Source organism: Thermoprotei archaeon, from assembly GCA_038881895.1.
GTDB lineage: Archaea > Thermoproteota > Thermoprotei > Gearchaeales > WAQG01 > JAVZOV01.
On record JAVZOV010000001.1, the window covers coordinates 420,658 to 437,509 of the forward strand.

At 33.4% G+C, this 16,852-nt stretch carries 15 protein-coding genes; 8 read left to right on the top strand and 7 right to left on the bottom strand.

Annotated elements, in window-relative coordinates; all coding sequences use genetic code 11:
* Positions 1-136 precede the first annotated feature (136 nt).
* The 8 genes from QW128_02180 to QW128_02215 all read left to right on the top strand — a co-directional run bounded on the left by QW128_02180 (position 137) and on the right by QW128_02215 (position 9,997).
* Positions 137-1,006, top strand: coding sequence for a radical SAM protein (locus QW128_02180; GenBank protein MEM3832394.1), 870 nt, complete (start codon positions 137-139; stop codon positions 1,004-1,006).
* Between the two features lie 260 nt (positions 1,007-1,266).
* Entirely contained in the window at positions 1,267-1,419 is a 153-nt protein-coding gene (locus QW128_02185) for a hypothetical protein (protein ID MEM3832395.1), read from the top strand.
* Positions 1,420-2,109: 690 nt separating this feature from the next.
* Positions 2,110-3,834, top strand: coding sequence for an alkaline phosphatase family protein (locus tag QW128_02190; protein MEM3832396.1), 1,725 nt, complete (start codon positions 2,110-2,112; stop codon positions 3,832-3,834).
* A 127-nt stretch (positions 3,835-3,961) separates the two neighbouring features.
* A complete protein-coding gene (locus tag QW128_02195; GenBank protein ID MEM3832397.1) occupies positions 3,962-4,588 on the top strand; it encodes a superoxide dismutase in 627 nt (208 codons plus the stop codon).
* 261 nt (positions 4,589-4,849) lie between these two features.
* Positions 4,850-6,322, top strand: coding sequence for a DUF87 domain-containing protein (locus tag QW128_02200; GenBank protein ID MEM3832398.1), 1,473 nt, complete (start codon positions 4,850-4,852; stop codon positions 6,320-6,322).
* A gap of 5 nt (positions 6,323-6,327) precedes the next feature.
* Complete coding sequence (locus tag QW128_02205) at positions 6,328-7,512, top strand: DNA double-strand break repair nuclease NurA (GenBank protein MEM3832399.1); 1,185 nt, start codon at positions 6,328-6,330, stop codon at positions 7,510-7,512.
* A 302-nt stretch (positions 7,513-7,814) separates the two neighbouring features.
* Positions 7,815-9,290, top strand: a complete 1,476-nt coding sequence (locus QW128_02210) for an Nramp family divalent metal transporter (GenBank protein MEM3832400.1) — start codon at positions 7,815-7,817, stop codon at positions 9,288-9,290.
* Between the two features lie 98 nt (positions 9,291-9,388).
* Positions 9,389-9,997, top strand: a complete 609-nt coding sequence (locus QW128_02215; protein MEM3832401.1) for a VTT domain-containing protein — start codon at positions 9,389-9,391, stop codon at positions 9,995-9,997.
* A 53-nt stretch (positions 9,998-10,050) separates the two neighbouring features.
* Here the strand turns inward: QW128_02215 and QW128_02220 are convergent, their stop codons facing one another.
* The 7 genes from QW128_02220 to QW128_02250 form a co-directional block, all read right to left on the bottom strand.
* The gene (locus tag QW128_02220; protein MEM3832402.1) at positions 10,051-11,154 is read right to left on the bottom strand and encodes a M28 family peptidase; all 1,104 of its coding nucleotides are present in this window, start codon (positions 11,152-11,154) and stop codon (positions 10,051-10,053) included.
* 253 nt (positions 11,155-11,407) lie between these two features.
* A complete protein-coding gene (locus QW128_02225; protein MEM3832403.1) occupies positions 11,408-12,112 on the bottom strand; it encodes a fibrillarin-like rRNA/tRNA 2'-O-methyltransferase in 705 nt (234 codons plus the stop codon).
* A 13-nt stretch (positions 12,113-12,125) separates the two neighbouring features.
* Positions 12,126-13,358, bottom strand: coding sequence for a C/D box methylation guide ribonucleoprotein complex aNOP56 subunit (locus QW128_02230; protein ID MEM3832404.1), 1,233 nt, complete (start codon positions 13,356-13,358; stop codon positions 12,126-12,128).
* Between the two features lie 95 nt (positions 13,359-13,453).
* A complete protein-coding gene (locus QW128_02235; protein MEM3832405.1) occupies positions 13,454-14,218 on the bottom strand; it encodes an ABC transporter permease subunit in 765 nt (254 codons plus the stop codon).
* Entirely contained in the window at positions 14,193-14,915 is a 723-nt protein-coding gene (locus QW128_02240) for an ABC transporter ATP-binding protein (GenBank protein ID MEM3832406.1), read from the bottom strand. Before QW128_02240 ends, QW128_02235 begins: the two co-directional genes overlap by 26 nt.
* Positions 14,912-15,877: a MetQ/NlpA family ABC transporter substrate-binding protein gene (locus QW128_02245; GenBank protein MEM3832407.1), complete on the bottom strand. Its 966-nt coding sequence runs from the start codon at positions 15,875-15,877 to the stop codon at positions 14,912-14,914. Before QW128_02245 ends, QW128_02240 begins: the two co-directional genes overlap by 4 nt.
* 194 nt (positions 15,878-16,071) lie before the next feature.
* A complete protein-coding gene (locus QW128_02250) occupies positions 16,072-16,848 on the bottom strand; it encodes a helix-turn-helix domain-containing protein (GenBank protein MEM3832408.1) in 777 nt (258 codons plus the stop codon).
* Positions 16,849-16,852 lie beyond the last annotated feature (4 nt).

Here is a 16,852-nt window from a genome sequence, read left to right on the forward strand (position 1 = left end):
CAATATTCTCCTATATCTACCAATATTTAAACACATCTATTCTGAAACTGCTGAAAGAGGCGTTAAATGCAGAGTTTGTGCTAATGAATGTTCAATACCTGATGGTGAACTTGGTTTTTGTGGCTTAACCGAGAACGTGAAAGGATTAATAAGATATAGGATTAAAGTTCCAGAGGAAGCTATTCTCGAATGGTATTATGATCCGCATCCAACCAATTGTGTTGCATGGTGGTTTTGTCCAGGAAGTACAGGACTCGGTTATCCTAAGTATGCTGTTAGACAAGGAACTGAAAAGGGTTATGCGAACCTTGCTGTTTTTTATGGAACCTGTAATTTAGATTGTTTATTTTGCCAAAATTGGTTTTATCGTGAGAACATTCGAAATCTTCACCCACGAGTTTCTATTTCAGAACTGATCAATCATATAACATATTATGTAACCTGTGTATGCTTTTTTGGTGGTGATCCATCACCTCAGATAATGCACGCATTAAATGTTTGTAAACTTATTAGAGAGAAATCTCTGAAAGAAAAAAGAATTATTAGAATATGCTGGGAAACTAATGGACTTATGAACAAAGTGTTTTTAAACTTAGCGTTAAAGTACTCCTTAGAAAGCGGTGGTATGATGAAATTCGACCTGAAAGCCTGGAATCCTGCATTGTATAGAAGTTTGTGCGGCGTGGATGGTACTGTTGTTTATGATAATTTTAAGTATGCCTCCAATTTTATAAAAGATAGACCTGAAGTCCCGTTATTAACAGCTAGTACTTTACTGGTACCAGGTTATATCGATGAGGATGAAATTAGAAATATCGCAAGGTTTATTGCAGACATTAACTCAGAAATACCGTACTCACTTTTAGCTTTCCATCCCGAATACATGCTAATAGATTTGCCACCAACTAGTAGAACTCATGCAGAAAGATGCGTGAAAGCTGCTAAGAATGAAGGATTAAAAAATGTTCATTTAGGTAATCCATGGATTTTAAGTGATTATTACTAACTAAACATCATTTCAAGAAGACAAGATTCGTCATATTCATATCAGCACTGCTTGAAACTTCTTCATCCTGAATTTAGTTTAATGAGAGCAGAAAGGTGAATAACATGGGATTTACAAAATAAATAAAAATATGGCAATAAAATATCACAGACTTAAAAGTAAAGCTGAAAATTTAAAAATATCTTTGACTGAAAATTTTAAAATCTGTAATGATAATAAATTAAATAAATAAATTTATATACTTCAGAAAAGCTTTAAAATTGGGTATAAAAATGAAAAAGGGCAGAAGCTATATAATACTCATGTACACTGAAATCATTAGCGAATTGTCCAAAGAAGAACTAGAAAAGGAAATAGAAAATGGCAAATTAAAAATAGAAAAACCTATAATAAAAGTGCTAGAAAAACCATAAACTATTCACCATACTTTCATGATCCTCACCTTAAAAGCGAGACTTCAACATAAAGGTTGAGAAGGAATCGAAACTCAGTTTAAACTTAAAGTGTGAATCTTCCAGTTACAAGCTCCTTTCGAGACATACTTTAATATCCTCGACTGAAACACCCTTAGTGCCATGTGGATCTCTATATTAATCTATTCTAAAGCTGCTAGCTACATTGAATCTCTCCATAACTAAGGTAAGTGGTTCTTGCATTTCAATCTTTAAGATCTTCCAAGTTCTGGATGTTATCAAAACAGAACTTGTTGTGAGTGTATTCTAAGTTATCTTTTTTTATTAATTAATTTAACTTGAGTAGTTTATTAAAAAATTTTGCAGTGAACTACCACCAGCTTTCGCAGGTGGCTTCCTGCTTCCACGGACAGACTCGATCTCCACTCACCCACAGCGGAGGTCTCGGCAGGTGAGACCGTTTCGGGAATCCCGTGTGGAAGGTGGGTTACGGAGGTCTTGCCCTCAGCAGTCTTCTCTTTCAGCCTGTCCCATGCCTACTAGGTCTGCCAACCAAGCAGACAATGATAAACACAACGAGAAAAAATATAAGCTTATCGGCCTTCATCCCCACACTTACGGATGAGGACTCCCCGCCGACTGTGTTAAATATAAATAGTTTGATTCGGATTGCTTTATAGGGGTTTATTGATGAGAAGGTCTGTAATTTTAGTGGTTTCTATGGTTCTGGTTCTTATCGTCACAGGTTTTGTGATTAACAATGTTGCAACTAAAATATGGAGTAGCTGGGTTAATTACGTGCCTCCTGTTGATATTAGAACTCGTTTACAATCCGATTATAATTATCCTAAAATAGCTGATTATGTAGTTATAATATTGGTGGATGGTGCTAGGCCGGATGTTGTTAATGATATTGGTTATGGTGGCTTTATATTTGTTAAGCATAATGGTGTTTTATTTTCCAATGCTTATGCACTACTTCCAACATATTCTGTTCCAGCTAGAGCTGCAATTTCAACAGGGCTGCCTCATGAGATTTCTGGTGTTTCATCTAATTGGTACAGTAAGGGTGTATTAAATGTTCCTAATATGTTTTCACTTGCTAAACGTTTTAGTTTAAAAACTGCAGCTGTAGGTGATAATTCTATAAAGATGCTCTTTGGAAACTACTTGGATACATTTGTTCAAATTCCTGAGATTCCTGGTCAAATGTATAATGCTACGAAAGAGGCAATAAAGATTATAAATGATGCTCAGCCACCTAATCTTTTATGGATTGGTTTTTCTGATATTGATGAAGTTGGTCACGAATATGGAGCATTAAGCGATCAATATAAGGAAGCTGTAAAAGGAAGCTCAAAAGCAATCATGGATATAATTAACGCTCTTAGCATGCGAGGCATTCTTGAAAGAACATTATTAATCATCCTTAGTGATCATGGCCATTTAAACACTGGTGGTCATGGAGGAGGCGAAATAGAGGTAAGGAGAATATATCTTTCTATGATGGGGCCGGGGGTTAAAAAGAGCATCATTATTAATCGAACTGTTTATTATACTAGCATTGCCTCAACTGTTACTTTTGCTTTAGGTCTTCCGCCTGAACTCGTATCGTATGAGTTACCCCTGTTTGATGGATTTGATGAGAGTATTAGGAAAGATCTCAATACGTACATGATTGATTTGACCATAAATTTTGCGTATCATTTGGAAGACCTTTTTGAGAAAGTTAAATTAAATAATTACGTACAAAATGTTACTAGAATTATAGATGAGCTTAAAAAGCTCAGATCTACTAGTTCTGATAATGTTATGTTGATATTGGATTATCACAATAAATTGGCTAGTATTTATGAAAATGGCAAAAGCGATCTACTTTCGAGGGATTTTGTGTTTAGAATCGGTGGATCATTTCTAATAGGATTAATTGCATGGTTACCTACTATAATTGTGCTTTATTTATCTAAAAGGATGTTTTGGAAGATTATAATTACAGGTCTTATTGGTGTAGCAGTTTTTTGGACATCGTTTATTTATGTGTTTAAGTTTCTACCAACAATGTCTTCAGTTAATTCATTGGATTTTTACATTACTTCTATAATGTGGTCAACACTATTATCTATTATTATGTCTTCGTTAGTAATGATAATAGTATTTAATGTTAAATATAAAAAGCATGCGATTTTATTTCTCTCACCATTGTTTGTCATTATGACCATATCTTCTATACCTATATTAATTATGAGCTCTATCTATGGTTTTACTGTTAAATTTCCATTTCCTGATTGGAGCGTTGCATATTTATATTACACAGCGCTTCTTAATGAAATGTTTTTGGCACTGTTTAGTGGTCTAATGCCAATAATAATATTTACTGGTTTAACATTTAAATCTAAAATCACAAAACAGATCTGAAGTAATATAAGAAATAATACATCTTGCTTTAGCTTTTAATAAATTTGATGCAATATTTTCTTATTAAATTTTCATGAGAATGTGATAAATTAATATTTCTCTTTAGTTTTGTATATCACGATAAGCCATGACGAATGGGATACATAAAACAAAAACATTTCCACTTGAAAAAGAAATACCTGGGATCTCCATAAAGACGAACCAGGAACATTATAAACTATATCAAGGCTATGTTAATAAGAGGAATGAAATCGAGGAAAAATTAAAGACTGCGGACAGGTCTAAGGCTGCAGCAACGTATTCTGAATATGGCGAGCTGAAACGACAGGAGACATTCAATGTAAACGGTATGATTTTCCATGAGATCTGGTTTAATACGATTTACGGCGGTGATGGCACACCTAAAGGTGAAATAGTAGAACAAATCAAAAAAGATTTTGGATCGTTTGAGGCGTGGGTTGAAGATTTCAAAGCTACTGCTATGGCTGCCCGAGGATGGGCTTGGTTAGTATATGATCTCAGTGATCACAGGCTCCATAATTACTTAATCGACCTACAGAATATAGGTTTTACTGCAATGTGCATACCCATCCTAGGTCTTGATGTCTTCGAACATGCATATTTTATAGATTACGGCACAAGTAGAAAACCATATGTCGACAATTTCTTTAAGATAATAAACTGGGACTACGTAAATAAACGATGGGACTTCGCTAAAAAAGTAGGAGAACTGTATAAACAATCCGGGCTATAATCTTTCTTTTTTATTTAAGCTCAATTTCTTATCTATATCAATTTTTAGGTATATAGTATAGTAATTTCCGAATAGATGAATTTATAATACATGTTCGTAAGTTGTTTGATGTTAAGAAGCATTATAAGAAAGTTAGTCAAGTACTCAGAGTTAATACTAAACAACAATTTATCCTCGATAGTGTATTTGTATGGTTAGGAAACTATGACATAGAAATATTTATTATCTTGATAATTGATAATATTATGATGGTGAAAAATTTTGAAACTTATTGGAAGAATTGCTGATGGTTCTACTGAAACGAAAAGCAGAGCAATTTTATTAAAAGATTTAGAAAATGAGATAGTCTCTGAAGAGTTAGTTATTATTAAGAATGGTGGGCATGATGATGATCAAATATTAGGTGTTTTTAGGGAAGGTTTAGGTAAGAATGAATTTTTAGATCATACGTCATATAGACCTGATATCGCTTACATGAAATATGGCGGTGAGCCTTCTGGTGCCAGAGAAGTGTATTCATTTTCTGTTCAACCTATAGGTATTATCACAAATAACGGTGTAGAACCGAATAGAAAGATAATAAAGCCTCGGTCACCTGTTTATTTGCTTGATGATAATGACAATCCATTTGAATTAATGAGCAAAGGTGTGGATGTTTTGTGGTTGGATGCATTTCTCGATAGACATGAAAAATGGAAAATACCTGTAAATAGGGCGTTCATACCTTACCATGTGGGAATCTATGGAAGTACTGGTAGTGGTAAATCTTGGTTTGCACGTTATGTACTCATACCTTTGTATATTAGAGCAGGTTATAAAGTATTAATACTTGATTGGAGCGGAACCGATTATGTACCTTATTATAAAAATTTAAAAAATGTTGAAATAATGAATATAACTGATATGTCGCTCGATGAAGAATCTGTTTTAAGTTATTTTAAAGAAAAAACGAACGGTTTTGCCGAGAATAATAACATTGAGGCCGCATTTGATGAATTTATAGTTAATTGGAGGGAAAAAGTTGAAAACGCAATCAAGAATGATCCAGAAAAAGCGCATGAAATATTATACAATGGCCTTAAAAATCATGTTGATAATTATATTAAAACTATAGAAGATAAGAGATGGCGAAACTACGCTATGAGGGCTGAAAATAGAGTTTTTCGCAGACTTAAGAATACAGATTTACATCCAGTAATGGGGACTATTAGTGTGGAAGAGTTTCTTAAAAAATTTGAAGAAGAGAAGCACATCCTTGTTGTAGATATGAGTGGTTTGCCAACTGAGGCTAAACTAAGTTTCTTTAGCACACTTGCTAATTATCTTTATAAATTGATGGAAAAAGGAGATAATGTAAATACTGCTTTAGTAATTGATGAAGCTCCGCAGTACGCTCCATGGTCACCTAGTGGCTTACAACAAAAAACCACAGAAACGATAAAGAATTTGGCTGCGTTAGGAAGGAAAAGAATGCTTAATTTAACGCTCATCGCTCAGGGTATTAAGGGTGAAATAGGCATAAACGCCTCTGTTAGAAGAAATCTTAACACGCACTTTTTTGGGCGAATTCATCCACTTGATGCTGGCGGTGAAGGTGGAGCTTCAGAATGGTTATCACCTTATGGTATTACACCTGATCACATGCTCCAACTTAATCCTGGTAAATTTTACTTTTCAGGTGCTATGAATCTGTCACCAGTACCATTACTCATAACTTATAAACCTCCAGAGTGAGAGTTATGGAGAAAGAAACAATAGAATGGATAAAATTACCCCAAGATCTTCAACATAAATTTTTTGAATTAGCTAGTGAAGAAGCTGAAGATTTGGCATCAAAGATATCAAACCTAAAAAATCAATTAGAGTCTTTGAGGAGTCTTATAGAACCTTACACACATACGTTGAATACAAATAACAAAGTTTTTACCATTGCTGCAGTGGACAGCTCAAGATCGCCGAGGTTAAGTGAACGTTTAGGTATTAGATATGGTTTGATTGCTGGAGGTATAGTGTTCTTAAAGGGAGCTGAAAAAAGAAATGAGGATTTCGGTGTAGGCGTTTTTAGAAGAAAACAAGCGCTATCTCAAGATAAAAGTAAGTACTATTTTGATATATTATCAACATATATTGAGAGGAAACTGGCATTAGAAGCACTTGATAAATGTGATTTATTAATATTAGATGGTAGTTTTTACGGGTTTATATATACTGTACAAAGAATGAAAAAAGTCGGACTCTATGGTGCAGAAGAGGAGAAGAAGGTTAAGGAAATATTGGATATTACTGAGAAGTTAAAGACAAGCGGAAAAGTCATTAGTGTTATAAAGAGGAGTCATACAAGAGCTTTAGGTGGATATTTGGCGCTCAAAGAAAAGAGTAGTAACATTTTCACAACAATAATAGATAAGTTAATACTTTCACACATCATGCACGAGAGAACAATGTTTAACTATCATGATCTAATCGGAGATTATCCTGTGCAATTATACACCCAAATCGCTTTTTTGATTTCAATAAGATCACATGAAAATAGACCTGAAGAAAACCTTATCGAAGAAGCCAAGGAAAAAGTTTACTCACCATTCAAGGCACTCAACATTCAGAAAAATATTATAGATGACATGAGAAGAGTCCAAGTAAAGTTTTATGGAGATTTGCCTCCTTGCGAAATAGAATTCCCCTCCTCAATACCTGTAGAGAAACTACTAGAATTCCTAGGACAAGAAAACATGTTTAACGATGCAACAAACTTACCTATAGCACTAGACCTTGTTGATAGTTTAGTAATGCTACCTGCAAAGTTTACAGAAGAATTCGTTTCTGAAGTAGAAGGTAGAATCCTAGAACATATGTCAAAATCCAAAGAATACCACAATACCATAAGATTATTCTTCACACTCCTCAACCCACAAAAAATCTATTAAAATTATGCCACAGTTATTTTTGATACTAAACATCTTATACTCCTAATATTATTATAAACAATTTTTGTGCATATGTTTTATTTAATAAATAATTACTACTGTTTTATTAATTAACCATAAATGACTTCATATCTAATATCAAGTATTCTAATAACTACTAGTTTATTAACATAAACTCAGAGTCATCATTATACTAAACAAGATTTTACTTTTATTCACACAGGATCCCTTGAGACTAAACAAAGATACCTATATAAACTTATATCAAAAAAATAAATACAAGAAATAAGCTCTTATTTTATATGGAGTCACAAAAAGTTAAGCTTGGTGTTGGACCTGAAGTTGAAGTTGATGAACTTCCAGATCCTCCTCAATTAAACTTACGAGGTGTTTTAAGAATAATAGGTCCTAGTGCAATTGTTTTAGGTGTTTCAATAGGAAGTGGAGAGTGGTTAATAGGTCCAAGTAGCACAATACTCTATGGTCCTTTTATACTTTGGATAGCCACAGTATCTATACTTCTCCAAACAATCCTAAATCTAGAAATGGTCAGATATACTATGTATTCTGGAGAACCTATTTTCAATGGTATGATGAGATTGCCACCAGGTAAAACATTTTGGGCTCCATTCTTAACAATTCTCTCAATATTGGAGAGAGCTTGGCCTGCATGGGCTTTTGCTGCTGCTACAGCTCTTACTGCTGCATTTATAGGAAAAATACCTGGTGATGCTGAAGCCTTCTTAGTTATGGTTAGCGGCATCATACTTTTGTTTATTTGTGTAGGATTAGTTTCGGTTGGTGGAGTTGTTGAAAGAGCACTCGAATTAGCTCAGTGGGTAATGATATTTTTGATAATAGGAATGCTGATAATAATAGATGCATTAGTAGTGCCTAGTAATGTAGCGTTAAATACGTTTATAGGATTCTTCACATTCGGTTACTTAGCACCAGGTGCTAGCATAATACTTCTTGGAGCGCTTGCTGGTTACGCAGGCGCGGGCGGATTAAATAATACCACTGTTAGTAACTATTATAGAGATAAAGGTTTTGCGATGGGAGCAAAAGTTGGAGCAATCCCAACATTAATTAAAGGTAAAAAAATTAGTGTGTCACCTACTGGAAAAGTTTTCAAAGTAACGGAAGAAAATCTCAGAAAATGGAGTGTATGGAGAAAACTCTCAATAATAGATATAGTTGGAATTTTCACTCTAGGTGCTTTCATAGGAATGTATCTTCCTAATGCTTTAGCATTGGCTTTAATTCCAAGCGGCACAAGACTTCCTGCTTGGGGGGTCGCTGCATATCAAGGCAACACTTTAGCAGCAAAATTTGGACCTATAGGATGGGCTGCTGCATTGTTAGCTGGTTTTTGGATACTTTTCAGTACACAATTGGGTAGTACTGATATGATAACAAGAACATTAGTTGATATGACATGGCAAGCAAGTGATAAGATTAGAAAATGGACTGGGAATGATATAAGAAAACTTTATTATATCATATTGACGGTAATAGTTTTGTGGGCTATTTTTGCTTTTGTCCTCACATACGGTTTCAAAATACAACCTTTAATTTGGATATTACTTGTTGCAAATATGTCAAATATAGTACTTGGCGTTACAGGTTTAGCAACAATATACATTAATTCTAAATGGTTACCTAAAGCTTTAAGACCCTCAATATTGATAAGAATTCTATTGTTAATAGGCGTTATCTTTTGGTTTACATTTGCGTTTTTAGCGATTGGAGTAACATTCTTTGGATTAAAAATTTAATAATTCTTATTTTTTTTAAGTTTTTGTTGCTTCTAAGTTAAATAAAATTAATGGTGAAAAAATAAATTACTGTTTCACGATAAGTGTAGTGAAGTGTAATGAATGAGAAGTTTATTATGATTAATTTGACAAGTTATCTCAAAAATGTGAAGGTTGGTTTCATAATAGTAATAGTTGTTATACTTTTTGTTATATTTTCGTTCTTTAAAAATTTTTGGCCTGTTAATTCTCAATTATTTTTAGACACTCGTACCTTTATTATAAACTATGGTCTCATAGGTGTTTTACTAGTGACAATAATAGGTGGCACAGTAATACCTTTAGGAAGCCCAGTATTAATAATGGGTGCGGCGCTCATTGGAATGTCTCTTTTCCCCCTCATCTTAGTTGCTTCTATAGGATCTACTATTGGTATGATCATTAATTACGCTTTAGCATATTATTTAGGAGGAGCCTACGTTGTAAAGAGAGTATCAGTTCAGAAACTCAATACAGCTATTAGATTATGGAATAAATATGGATGGGTTATCTACACTATATTTGGGATTATTCCATTTTTACCAGTGGAACTATTTTCGCTCATATGTGGTTTATTAAAAGTACGAATAGATATTTTCATTACCTTAACTTTCATAACAAGAATCATAATGAATACAATTTTAGTATTAATGGTAGTACATTTAGGTTGTAGATTTGTATCATGCTGATTAAATTGAAACCTTAGTATATCAAAAATGTTGTGATAATCATGTGAAAGAGATTATATCTTGTTCACAATTTCTAGAACAAAGTCTCTGGCTTTTATTAGGTTTTCTTCTTTTATATATTCTGCCTTGTCATTATACCAGTGATAGTTTTCTGGAATGCCTCTATTATCTAATGCTATGATGGTGATACAAGTAAAGCCTCTTCTAATCGCAGGTGTTGCGTCTGTAGGAAGCAAACTATAAACTACAGGCTCGATTTTAAATTTTTTACCAATTTCGTCTGCAATTTCTTTTAATCTTCCTTTACATTGGTATTTAATTATGATGCCTTCCTTTTTAGTATAATAGAGTCTACCCGCACCAATGTTATCTATATTTATTATGTAGAATCCTTTTAAGTGCTTTAACATGTTATACATCCCAATCATGCCTGCTTCTTCACTTCCAGTAGCAATAAACCAAATTTCTTTATCAGATGTTTTTAGCTTATCTATCAAATCTATTAAAACAGCAACTCCTGAAGCATTATCATTAGCTCCTGGAACATATTTATGAAATATTTCTCTGTGCATTAGAACTATTAGTGATACAAATAAAGGTATACTAATAATTAATAACCAATAAAATAAACCATTAAGGTATCCCGTAAAATATCCTACCAAAGCAAGCACATTGATAAGCGCTAACGATAGAAAATTTAACCTTATTGTTGTTTTTAAAGTTCCTACTCTCTTAGGATGGAATGAATATGATGCTTTTGTACTGTCATAATGTGCGATTATCGCTATTTTTTTCTCTTTTCCCTCGTTTAATATTCCTATAACATTTCTACTTTCTCTTCCAAGGATTGAAAGTGTCCTAGTTAAGATTGGAATATAAATTTCCTCCTCAAGTAAATTTAATATAAAAGAGATGAACATTAGGATAATACCTATGATGCTACTCATAACCGTTATTATAATTCCAAGTATTGCTAATGAATAAACTAATATGTATGTATATGAGAACGTTGGAATTGTTTTAAAAACAATAAATTTACTTTTTAATCCTTTTTCCTCAAAACTCTTTAATATATATTCCGCTGCTTTTCTCTCTTCTTTTGATCCAGCACCTCTAGGTCCTATTTCTTCGGATAACATTTTTATAATCGTTATCACGTTAGACTAATAGTTTTGAATATTTATAAACCTTTTATAGAAAACTTAAATATTTAACAAATATACAAAAAGTGTATGATTAAAGAGAGTTTTTCGTTGAAAACTTAATAATACAGTATTCAATGTGCAATTATGTAATAACAGAAACTTCAGTGAAGATTAGTGCTTTTCTCTAATTATTACAGGTCTTTCGAGGATACACAATAATAAACCGATGAGTTAGGAGGAAGATTATAATGAAGTAATTAGCGTTTTAAGATGATTTTCTTGAATATCTTGCAGTAATCATAGCGTGATCTTTATCGTATGGTTCTAAATGTATAGCGTCTATTATGTTGAATCCTCTTTGCTCGAGTATTTTCATTTCTTTTTTATAAGTTTCGCTGGGTTCTTTTGTGACATCAATGCTCATGGCTTTTATTGCTAACATGATTGAACCTCCATCAGCCAAGTATAGATCTGCATTATCTGCTAATGGTTTAGCTTGTTGTGGTTGTGCTATGTCACAATATATGATGTCAACTTCATCAAGAAGTGCACTATAATTATGTGGTTGTGTAGCATCCTGATAGATGGGTATTACATTACTTCTGTATTTTACAACTTTTTCAATCAACTCTCTAGCAACTCTAGGTGCGAATTCTACTGCATAAACGATACCCTGATCTCCCACTATATCAGATACATGGCTTACTGTCGTTCCTGTGGATGCACCAAGATAAAGAACCTTAGAACCTGGTTTAATCGGCATTAGGCTTACTTCCTTTAATATTGATGCCGCTAGCTTGCTTCTATAAGGATTCCACACTCTATATTCCTTATCCCCAATGTTTACCGTAATTTCACCATAAACTTTAATGCCAGGTGCAAAACTAATTGTAGCTAATCTTCGTATTCCATCTTCAAGTGTAATCCAATATATGCCAGAGAAGCGTTCGTGAGGTTCAACTGTCACCATTTTTCTCACCTACTTATCTTTTCTTTTTCCCTTTAAACTTTTGTGGGCGTTCTTTGATGCGCGGTTGTGTTTTTGTTTCTTTTTCAATTTTCTTAATTGGAGGAGCTGCTGCAGTTTTTTTAATGAGATTAATTTTTTGTTCGAGTTCCTTCTTTAAATGTTCGCTTACATCTCTTCCACTGAAGAAGTCTATTTTTGCTGCTATTGATAATTTTCCAGCTAGTGCCCTTGAAATTTTGCCACGTTGCCATTTTGGTGATGTGTGTACTATAATATATTGATATATTACTCCATGTTTTGGTGGTTTTGAACCGAATCTTAGTGCTCTAAATAATGCTTTCTCTGCGCCCAGAACTTGTATTGTGCTTGAGGGCATTTTTGCCAGTTTTTCTAATCCTCCAGCTAGTGCTATTAATCTGGCTCCTATCGTTGGTCCTACTAAACCTTTAATGTTTGGTGCTACCTCACTCATTGCATTATCGACATATTTTTCGAGCTCTGATCGCATCTCGTACATTCTAATAGCTTCTTCAGCAAGTTTTTTGATGGTTTCTAGATCTTCATCTGCTAGTTCTGCACCTACAGAGGTGTTTGCAGATTTTTCAAGCTTATCTATTAGGTCTGGTTTTAATCCTAGATTTTTTAATTTATCGCTATTATAATCCTCCCTATAAACGATATCACGCACGAGCTTTACATATAATTCGTTGTCCCGTATGATATTATTAATTTCTGGAAAATAAAGTCCGTACCATTCTTTTATCCTACCTACTATGTTATTGACAGTTTTATTAATTTCATCGATCGCATTTATAGCTTGAAGAATGCTTTGATCACGTTTTGATTGTGCTTTTCTGATTAAGATTCTGCTCATCTCTAATGTTATAGCTCGTTTAATTGAGAAGTATTCCTCCATTGTGTTTATCCATCCAGATTTGAGTGCTAAATCTTTAATCACTGAATTTAATCTTGCAATATTTCTATTGATTGAAAGTGAACCTTTAAACGAAAGCGCATTTGTTGCTTTTCCTAATGATTCATTTGGAATTACTAGATCATTTATATTATTTTTGGTTAACGTATCAAGAATTTGGGATAATTCTTCTATTGGCTCTCCTTCATTAAGTTTTAAAAGTTTTTCGGCGATTTCTTCAGGCTTACCTTTGAAAGTTTGATTTGCAATATTCTTCCCATCATCATCAAATGCATGTAAACCGAATATGCTCACTATTAGATTTGCTCGCACAGGTATAACCTCACTATTAACTATTACCCGGCATAAATAAAGTTATATCAAGTTTGCTCATGAGATGCGTTTTATTCCGAATTATGGTTACTAGCTTAGTGGTTAATCCACTTGCAGAACATATGTTCTAATACACTGAAGAATGTATAAAACAACATGCCTAACAATGCCATTATAACTATTGCTGAATACATTTCAATATAACTCACTCTTTGCCATGCATCTATTATTAAATATCCTAATCCATCGCTCGATGCAATTGATTCCACTATGAAGAGTACTGCAAATGCTGTACTTGATGCAATCTTTAAAGCTGTCAATAAGGATGGTAGAGTGCTTGGTAATGTTCCATATCTTATGAGTTCATATTTTTTAGCCCCCATCGCTAATAATAAGTCAACGTAATTTTTTGCCATACGCCTTGCGCTATCTCTTATCTGAATAAACAGTGGAAAAAATATAATTATTGATATCAATGCTACTTTACTAGCATTACCAAGTCCTAACCACAAAATTAAAATTGGTAAAAGGATAATATGTGGTATTGGATACAATAACATGATTAATGGTGTAAATAACGCATCTAACTTATTATAATAACCCAAAACAAGGCCTAAAAATAGAGCTACCGAAACTGCTACTATGATAGAAATGATGACCCTGAAGAGACTAGCTATTATATGTGGTATTATTTTTCCTGATGATATGGAATTAATAGTATAGCTTATCACGCTTAATGGATCAGGTAGAAAAATAATTCGTAAAGTTATTGATATAATCCACCATAATACTGCTATAGTAGTAAATGAGGTGAAATATGCTATTAACTTATACTTATTGATTGATAATTTGTCTGACATGCTTCACCACTTTATAATACTCATCTGTATCTCTATACTCATTCGTTCCTGTTCCTTTATTTTGTATTACAGCTTTAATTCTTCCAGGTCTCTCTGTGAATACGTATATTGTTTTTCCCATATAAACAGCCTCTTCAATGTTATGGGTTACTATTAGCATAGTAAACCTTAACTGTGACCACATCTTCATGACTATATCTTGCATTTGCTCCCTAGTTAATGCGTCAAGAGCAGAAAACGGTTCATCTAAAAGAAGAACTTGTGGTTCAATAACGAGTGCGCGTGCCAATGCTGCTCTTTGTTTCATTCCGCCGCTTAGTTGTGACGGATAATAATTACTAAAATCTTTAAGACCGACATGTGCTAATATCTCATCTACTTTTTTGGGATTTGCATTATTAGGATTATTAAATTTTAGCGCAAGCTGTACGTTCTGTCTTACTGTATACCATGGTAAAAGATTATTTTCCTGAAAAATTACTGCAACATCTTTTCTAGGACACTTTACCTGCTCTCCGCCAATCTCAATAACACCTTTATAATTTATTAAACCAGCTAGCGCTTTTATCAATGTCGTTTTTCCTGAACCACTGGGCCCAACTACAGCTACAGTTTCACCTTTCATTACATCAATGCTAATGCTACTTAAAGCTCTTAACGGACCATAATTAACGCTTAATTCTCGAACCCTTATCATCGTGCGTTCAACACCAATTCTGTATCAACAAAATCATTGTAATTAACAGTTTTAGTTATATAATTTTTTAACAAGAGCCAGTCCAAAACATCTTTGAAATTATCTTTCGGGTATACGCTAAGTTCTGTCCAGTATCCAATTCTGTAATAGGGTTTAAGTTCTTCAGGGAGCTTGATAAATGTTGTAATAAGGTCATTGTATTTGCTTGGATTTGAAATAATTAACTTTATTGCTTTATTTATTGCTTTTAAGAACTTTACCATAACCTCTCTATTATTTACTAACCAATTATTATTAGCAATTAGCACACTCATAGTAATTGATTTATTGTACGCTTTAGTTGATGCAAGAACATGAGCTCCTTTCATTATCGCTAAGCTTGCAAGCGGATCAGGTAATGTTACGGTCTCTATTTTTCCAGTCATAAGAAGTTGGTATCGTATTGGTATACTTGGAACATTGATAAACTCATAATTATTGGGATCTTCTCCAGACATCTGAATTAATCTGTATGTAACATATTCTATTATAGTTGTTTTCGATATGCCAATCTGCCTTATCTCATGCAATGTTTTGGTTGTAGAGTTAGGCGGTGAAAGTATATAGAATACGCTTTGATTCTGATATCCACCCCACAGTACTGATACAATTCTTATAGGGAGTCCCTGAGCAAATTGAATGGTGCTCGTGATGGGATCTGACACAGCTATTTGAATTTTACCGCTTTCCAGTGCAATATCACGATCTCTAGCAGACGTAAAGAGTGTAACATTAACGTTTAATCCCTCTTGCTCAAATAATTTTTCATTCTGGGCAATTATTATGGGCGCTGAATCCTCAATAGGAAGCACACCAATATTAATCTGTGTAACCCTGTTCACAAAAAGCACATCATTTACTATCATAATACTCACAATTATTGTAACAAAAATAAACAAAAATATGATTGCTTTTAGCTTCATATTACCACCAAATAATGGTAACGATGACCTATATTTAAATATTTATCAATATTGCTGAATTCATCTGCATAAGTTATAACCTCAAAGCAGCACTACAGAAGAATATTTAATGAACTTGTTTAATAATTAACTGGTGATTGGAGGAGAATTTTAGAAGATTTTTCACTATAAGTTAACTAAATAGTAGCTTAAGGTTAGTATTTGTCGGCCGAGAGCCAGCGTTCTTCGATGTAACTTTTTAGTGCTGATACAAAAACTTTATTTTTTATAACTATTGCAATTGCTTTTTCAGTAATGTTCTCTAACATGGGGTCTGGAACTCCCATCACGAAGATGTCATCATTGATAATCATCATATCAAACATGACATCGTTACTCTTTCTTAGCTCAACACCTAAGCTTGATGCTAACTCTATATCATCTTTATTAAGACTGATCTCACTGTGTAATAATGCTCTTATGTGGGGTAATCCTTTTCCGCTTAACTTAATTACTTGTTGCTTAAAAAACTCTTTTACTTCAATTGATTTTCTTATTAGAAGAATAACATTTTTAGCTTTTGAAAGCAGTTGCGAAAAATGTTCAACAATTACTGGGAGTCCTCTTAATATAATTATTTCTCCTTCATAAGAAGGCAAGAAGTATTTGCCGAAAATCTTTGAAAGTCTTTCAGTACTTTTTTTCATCAAATCTATTTTTTCTTCCAGCTCAGATTTGAGTTTCTTACTAGCTATTGAAAAGATAGTGTCTGGATTCAAAGGGGTGTATCCATCGTCAGCTCTAACTACAAACCCCTTATTTTCTAAACTTGCTAAAGTGTCGTATATTCTTGGCATAGGAACATTGGAGAGTTTAGAAATTTGTTTAGGCATTCTTGCACCTCTTATTAATGCTAGGTATACTTTGGATTCATACTTGTTTAATCCGAAAACTTCTCTTAAAATTGTTTCAGCCTCTTCTAATTCGTTCATGGCT

What these genes read in the sequence shown, in the direction of transcription:
- QW128_02190 (MEM3832396.1), top strand. Translation starts at nt 2,110, where the DNA reads ATGAGAAGGTCTGTAATTTTAGTGGTTTCTATGGTTCTGGTTCTTATC.
- QW128_02250 (MEM3832408.1), bottom strand. Translation starts at nt 16,848, where the DNA reads ATGAACGAATTAGAAGAGGCTGAAACAATTTTAAGAGAAGTTTTCGGA.
- QW128_02205 (MEM3832399.1), top strand. Translation starts at nt 6,328, where the DNA reads ATGGAGAAAGAAACAATAGAATGGATAAAATTACCCCAAGATCTTCAA.
- QW128_02245 (MEM3832407.1), bottom strand. Translation starts at nt 15,877, where the DNA reads ATGAAGCTAAAAGCAATCATATTTTTGTTTATTTTTGTTACAATAATT.
- QW128_02215 (MEM3832401.1), top strand. Translation starts at nt 9,389, where the DNA reads ATGAATGAGAAGTTTATTATGATTAATTTGACAAGTTATCTCAAAAAT.
- QW128_02235 (MEM3832405.1), bottom strand. Translation starts at nt 14,218, where the DNA reads ATGTCAGACAAATTATCAATCAATAAGTATAAGTTAATAGCATATTTC.
- QW128_02225 (MEM3832403.1), bottom strand. Translation starts at nt 12,112, where the DNA reads ATGGTGACAGTTGAACCTCACGAACGCTTCTCTGGCATATATTGGATT.
- QW128_02195 (MEM3832397.1), top strand. Translation starts at nt 3,962, where the DNA reads ATGACGAATGGGATACATAAAACAAAAACATTTCCACTTGAAAAAGAA.
- QW128_02210 (MEM3832400.1), top strand. Translation starts at nt 7,815, where the DNA reads ATGGAGTCACAAAAAGTTAAGCTTGGTGTTGGACCTGAAGTTGAAGTT.
- QW128_02240 (MEM3832406.1), bottom strand. Translation starts at nt 14,915, where the DNA reads ATGATAAGGGTTCGAGAATTAAGCGTTAATTATGGTCCGTTAAGAGCT.